Below are 1,268 nucleotides of genomic sequence, written 5' to 3'. Positions count from 1 at the left end.
CCGCCAGCAGCAGGGCGACCAGGGCGGGCTCGACCTCCTGGAGCGCGATCACGTCGGCGTCGGCGGCCTCCAGCGCGGCGAGCAGCAGCGGGCGGTGGCGATCCGGTCGGCGTCGTAGCGGTCCCACAGGGTGTTCCAGGTGACCACGCGCAGGCCGGTGGCCGTCGGTCCTTCGCCGGCGGGAGAGGCCTCAGCGGGAGAGGCCTCGGCGGGAGAGGTCTCGGCGGGCCGCCAGCCGCCGTCCGGGTGCCAGGCGTACGGGGTGGTCGCGGTGAAGAAGGGCGCGGGCAGCCGGGGCGGGTCGGTGCGGCGCCCGGCCTCGGTGCGGTCGAGCAGGTCCACGCCCGAGGCGCGGTCCCAGACCCGCACGCCGTCGGCCTCGACCCAGTGCACCCGGTGCCAGGGGATCTCGCCGGAGGCGGCGAAGGACTCCAGCGGGACGCGCTCGGTGCGGTCGTCGCGCTGGCGCACGCCCAGGGTGAACCGGGCCGGGTCGAAGCGGGCGTCCCAGCGGATGCGCTGGCAGATCTGTTCGATGGGGCGCATCAGTCCTCCTCCTGGTCGAGCGTGCCCGCCGTGTCCTCCACGGTGCCACCGGGGCCGACGTACCAGGTGCGGTGCGCCTGACCGGGGTACGGCGGGCCGAAGCGGTGCAGCTGCGCGGTGAGCACCCCGGCGGGCACCGGGTGCGGCCGGACGGCGTTGCGGCGCAGCAGCTCGTCCTCGCCGACCACCAGCACCACCTGGGTGACCAGGGCGTCGCGGCCCCGGGCGACGGCGTGGACGTGGGAGCGCTGCTGGTGGTTGAGCGAGGTGGCGTCCCAGACGACCGTCCTGCCGGTGTCCGTACCGGTGGGGCCGTCGGCGGCCAGTGCGGCGTCCAGCCGGGCCAGCCCCTCGCGCAGCACGTCGGCGTTGTCGCGCTGGTCGGCGCGCGAGCCCCGGGCGGCGCGCAGGTCGTCCAGGCTGATCCGGGCGGCCGCGCCGGGGAGCCCGGCGGCGAAGCCGCTCTTGCCGCTGCCGGAGGGGCCGCACAGGTGGACCAGCCGGGGGAAGCGGCCGTCGCGCCAGCGCCAGGTGGCCGCCACGGCCTCCTCGGCGGTGGTGATCCGGCCGAGCGCGTACGCCTCGCGGGCCTGGGCCCAGCAGCGGTCGGCGGCGTCGCGGTCCAGGCCGGCCAGCGCCTCGCGCAGTCCGGTCCGCAGCCGGGCGAGCGGCGCCCCGTCGAGCAGCCCGGCGTCCTCGGCGTGCAGCACCGACCAGGCGAC

General features: G+C 77.8%; 1 protein-coding gene and 1 pseudogene. Both read right to left on the bottom strand.

Features of this window, described 5'->3' with window-relative positions; translation table 11 throughout:
• A pseudogene (locus ABZW03_RS40955) lies at positions 1 to 546 on the bottom strand (RNA repair domain-containing protein); the annotation flags it as partial.
• On the bottom strand, positions 546 to 1,268 hold a 723-nt coding region (locus ABZW03_RS40950), incomplete at its 5' end, for an ATP-binding protein (protein WP_355269982.1). The pseudogene ABZW03_RS40955 and the gene ABZW03_RS40950, both read right to left, overlap by 1 nt.

The organism is Kitasatospora sp. NPDC004799, assembly GCF_040609095.1.
In the GTDB taxonomy this organism is placed as follows: Bacteria; Actinomycetota; Actinomycetes; order Streptomycetales; family Streptomycetaceae; genus Kitasatospora.
The sequence above is the reverse complement of the archived record's forward strand: the minus strand, read 5'-3'. Positions and strand labels throughout refer to the sequence as shown.